This window comes from Streptomyces sp. YS-3 (assembly GCF_045257485.1).
Taxonomy (GTDB): Bacteria; Actinomycetota; Actinomycetes; order Streptomycetales; family Streptomycetaceae; genus Streptomyces.
The window spans coordinates 1-3,765 of the sequence record NZ_JBJHPC010000653.1 but is presented as its reverse complement, the minus strand read 5'-3'; the positions used below and the strand labels follow the sequence as shown (position 1 = coordinate 3,765).

The 3,765-nt window shown below is 73.8% G+C and carries 5 protein-coding genes; 4 read left to right on the top strand and 1 reads right to left on the bottom strand.

Annotated features, from left to right (window positions below; all coding sequences use genetic code 11):
* Together malQ and ACJA3G_RS32640 are read left to right on the top strand one after the other, a co-directional pair.
* The coding region (malQ, locus tag ACJA3G_RS32645) for a 4-alpha-glucanotransferase (protein WP_406556647.1) at positions 1-1,502 on the top strand (1,502 nt) is incomplete at its 5' end.
* 20 nt (positions 1,503-1,522) lie between these two features.
* Positions 1,523-1,750: a hypothetical protein gene (locus ACJA3G_RS32640; RefSeq protein WP_371652754.1), complete on the top strand. Its 228-nt coding sequence runs from the start codon at positions 1,523-1,525 to the stop codon at positions 1,748-1,750.
* Positions 1,751-1,839: 89 nt separating this feature from the next.
* Here the strand turns inward: ACJA3G_RS32640 and ACJA3G_RS32635 are convergent, their stop codons facing one another.
* On the bottom strand, positions 1,840-2,337 hold the full coding sequence (locus ACJA3G_RS32635) for a MarR family winged helix-turn-helix transcriptional regulator (protein WP_406556646.1): 498 nt from the start codon (positions 2,335-2,337) through the stop codon (positions 1,840-1,842).
* A gap of 79 nt (positions 2,338-2,416) precedes the next feature.
* Between ACJA3G_RS32635 and ACJA3G_RS32630 the strand changes: the two genes are divergently transcribed.
* Positions 2,417-3,376, top strand: coding sequence for an EamA family transporter (locus tag ACJA3G_RS32630; protein ID WP_406556645.1), 960 nt, complete (start codon positions 2,417-2,419; stop codon positions 3,374-3,376).
* Between the two features lie 40 nt (positions 3,377-3,416).
* A complete protein-coding gene (locus ACJA3G_RS32625) occupies positions 3,417-3,590 on the top strand; it encodes a hypothetical protein (protein WP_406556644.1) in 174 nt (57 codons plus the stop codon).
* Positions 3,591-3,765 lie beyond the last annotated feature (175 nt).

Genomic DNA, 3,765 nt, shown 5'->3' with positions numbered 1-3,765 from the left:
CCTCCTCCCGCCGCTTCCCCGACCCCGTACACCTGCGGATCGAGGACGTTCCCGAGTACGCCTACGTACGCGAGCGCACGCGGCTGGACGAGCTGCTGAAGGCCGCGGACGCGCTGCGGCGGTCGGTGCTCGACGACGGCGAGCTGATCGACCGGGACGCGGTGTGGGCGCTGAAGCGCGAAGCCCTCGAAGTCCTCCACGCGGTGCCGCTGCCGCCGGGACGGCGCGAGGCGTACTGCGACTACCTGGCGCACCGGGGCCAGGCCCTGGAGGACCACGCCACCTGGTGCGCGCTGGCCGAGCGGTACGGATCCGACTGGACCGGCTGGCCCGGCGCCCTGCGCGACCCGCGCTCGCCCGCCACCGCCCGCGCCCGGCGCGAGCTCATCGACCGTATCGACTTCCACACCCGGCTCGCCTGGCTCACCGACACCCAGCTCGCCGCCGCCCAGCGGGCCGCCAGGGACGCCGGGATGGCCGTCGGCCTCGTCCACGACCTCGCCGTCGGCGTGCATCCCGGCGGCGCCGACGCCTGGGCGCAGCAGCGCACCTTCGCCCAGGGCATGTCGGTGGGCGCGCCCCCCGACGCCTTCAACGCGCGCGGCCAGGACTGGGGGCTGCCGCCCTGGCGCCCGGACGTCCTCGCCGCCTCCGGCTACGCCCCCTACCGGGGCCTGCTGCGCGATCTGCTGCGGCACGCCGGGGCGCTGCGCATCGACCATGTGATGGGCCTGTTCCGGCTGTGGTGGATCCCGCGGGGGCAGGAGCCCACCGCGGGCACCTATGTGCGCTACGACGCCGAGGCGATGCTCGCCGTGCTCGTCCTGGAGGCCGACCGGGCCGGGGCGGTCGTCATAGGGGAGGACCTGGGCACGGTCGAGCCCGGGGTGCGCGAGGCGCTGAGCCGGCGCGGGGTGCTCGGCACCTCGGTGCTCTGGTTCGAGCGCGACTGGGAGGGCACCGGCCGCCCGCTGCCCCCCGCGAACTGGCGCGAGGGCTGTGTGGCCACCGCCACCACCCACGACCTGCCCTCCACGGCCGCCCGGCTCACCGGCGAGCACGTGGGGCTGCGCCACCGCCTCGGCCTGCTCACCCGGCCGCTCGCCGAGGAGCAGGCCGAGGACGCGGCCGAGGTGGGCGAGTGGCTGGCCTACCTCACCCGGCTGGGGCTGCTGCCCGAGGGCGCCCGGGGCGAGGAGGGCGCGGTGCGCGCGGTCTACCGGTTCCTGCTGAGCACCCCGGCCCGGATGGTCGGGGTGTGGCTGCCCGACGCGGTGGGCGACCGCCGTCCGCAGAACCTGCCGGGCACCTGGGACCAGTACCCCAACTGGCGTCTGCCGGTGGCCGGTCCCGACGGGTGCCCGCTGGCCCTGGAGGACGTGGTCGCCTCGCCGAGGCTGCACGATCTGATGCGGGTGTTCGCGCCCGTCCCGGACACTTTGGCGCCCCCGGTCCGGGGCCCGCGGCCCCGTACGGCACCCCCGGGCGCGCGCCCCTCCTAGGCGTTCGCTACGTTTGCACCGTGGACAAGAAGAACACCCTGCGCGCCGGCGCCGTGGCAGCCGGTACGACGCTGATGATGCTGCTCATGTCGGCCCCCGCCCTCGCGGTCACCCGCGACGACGGCGACGACCCGGGCTCCGGCCTGAGCGTGTTCGACACGATCGGCCTGTATGTGATCGCGCCCCTCGCGCTGTTCGCGGTCATCGCCGGTCTGGTCATGGTCCTCGACAAGTCGAAGAAGGCCTGACCGACCGGGTTGTACGCGCTGTGAGGCGCTTCGCGGTACGAGTGGCACTCGTACCGCGAAGCGCCTTTCCGTTTTCCCCGCCGGGGCTGTCAGTGCGCCGCGAGCAGCTTGCGCAGCAGCCCGTTCAGCTGCTCCGCCTCCGCCGCGTCGAGCACCCCGTCCAGCACCTCGTGCTGCATCTCCAGGCCGGCCGTCACCGACTCGTCGACGATCTCGCGGCCCTTGTCGGTGAGGGTGACGCGCAGCCCGCGCCGGTCGTTCGGGTCCGGGCTGCGGCTGAGCAGCCCGGCCTTCTCCAGCTTGTCCAGGCGTCCGGTCATCCCGCCGGTGGTGAGCATCGTGGTCGCCGAGAGCTGGCGCGGCGAGAGCGTGTAGGGCTCTCCGGAGCGGCGCAGCGTCGCCAGGACGTCGAACTCGCCCCGGGAGATCCCGAAGCGCCGGTACTCCTTCTCGACCCGGTCGCCCATGGCCCGGGCGATGCGGTAGATGCGCCCGTAGACGGCCATCGGAACGGTGTCGAGATCGGGTCTGACCTCAGCCCACTGCGCGGTGATGGCGTCGACGGGGTCACGGGGGGTGGCAGTCATGGAACCAGTATCGGAGCCCTATGGAACGGACGCAAGAAAGTTGCTTGACGAAAAGTAGCTTAGGAGTAAGCTACTTCCCATGAAGCGAACCCAGAGCCGCATCGCCACCGTCGCCCTCACCGCCCTCGCCCCGATCTCCTGGGGCTCCACCTACGCCGTGACGACGGAGTTCCTCCCCGCCGACCGGCCGCTCTTCACGGGCATGATGCGGGCGCTGCCCGCCGGAGTCGCGCTCATGCTCGCCACCCGGCGGCTGCCACGGGGCTCGTGGTGGTGGAAGGCGGTGGTGCTGGGGGCGCTGAACATCGGGGCCTTCTTCCCGCTCCTCTTCCTCGCCGCCTACCGCCTGCCCGGCGGGATGGCCGCGGTCATCGGCTCGCTCGGACCGCTGTGGGTGGCCGGACTCGCCGCCCTCTTCCTCGGGGAGCGCCCGTCGCTGCGGACCCTGCTCACCGGTATAGCGGCGGCCCTCGGGGTCAGCCTGGTCGTCCTGAAGGCCACGGGGGCGCTGGACGCCGTCGGGGTCGTGGCAGGAGTGGCCTCGTCCGTGTCGATGGCCGCCGGGACCGTCTTCACCAAGCGGTGGGGACGCCCCGAGGGGGTCGGCCCGCTGGTGCTCACCGGCTGGCAGCTGACCGCCGGCGGACTGCTGATCGCACCGGTCGCCTTCCTGATCGAGGGCGCGCCGCCCGCGCTGGACGGCCGCAACCTCGCCGGCTACCTCTACCTCGCCCTGGTCAACACGGCCGTCGCGTACTGGCTCTGGTTCCGCGGCATCGGCCGCCTCACCGCCACCTCGGTGACCTTCCTCGGCCCGCTGTCGCCGCTGACCGCCGCCGTGATCGGCTGGGCCGCGCTCGGCCAGGCGCTCACCCCGCTCCAGCTGGCGGGCATGACGGTCGCCTTCGGAGCGACGCTTGCGGGCCAGTACGTGCCGAGGGCGCGGGCCGCGGCGGCCAGGACGGAAACGTTCACTTCAACTGAACGACCGGCTCGGAAAGGTTCGACGGACGTGATGGCCGGGGCGGCGCGACGGTAGCCCGGCGCCCCCGCCGACCACCCAAGGAGCACCCACCACCGTGGCAGTCCTGGAGCACGACCGGCACGACCGGACCATACGGACCCCCCAGAGGGCGAGCCGGGCCAACGGCCCCGGACTCGCCCTCACGGGCGTCGCGACCCTGGTCCGGTCCGGCAGCTTCGCCGCCTGGCACCCCTCGCGGCCCGCGAGACCTGGCGCCAACGGGCCCTGATCCGCCGCCACTTCCGCTCCGGGGACGGTCGGGCCGATCGGGGCGGCGCGGGCGGGCACCGTCTACTACCTCCAGCCGGTGTGCGTGGCCCTGCGGATCGTGGTGGGTTGCTCGCGCAGTTCCCCGCGCCCCTGGGCACCCGCGGGCGCGGGGAACTGCGCGACCAGCCACAGAC

Coding starts and splice junctions, on each gene's coding strand:
- ACJA3G_RS32635 (WP_406556646.1), bottom strand. CDS start 2,337: ATGACTGCCACCCCCCGTGACCCCGTCGACGCCATCACCGCGCAGTGG.
- ACJA3G_RS32630 (WP_406556645.1), top strand. CDS start 2,417: ATGAAGCGAACCCAGAGCCGCATCGCCACCGTCGCCCTCACCGCCCTC.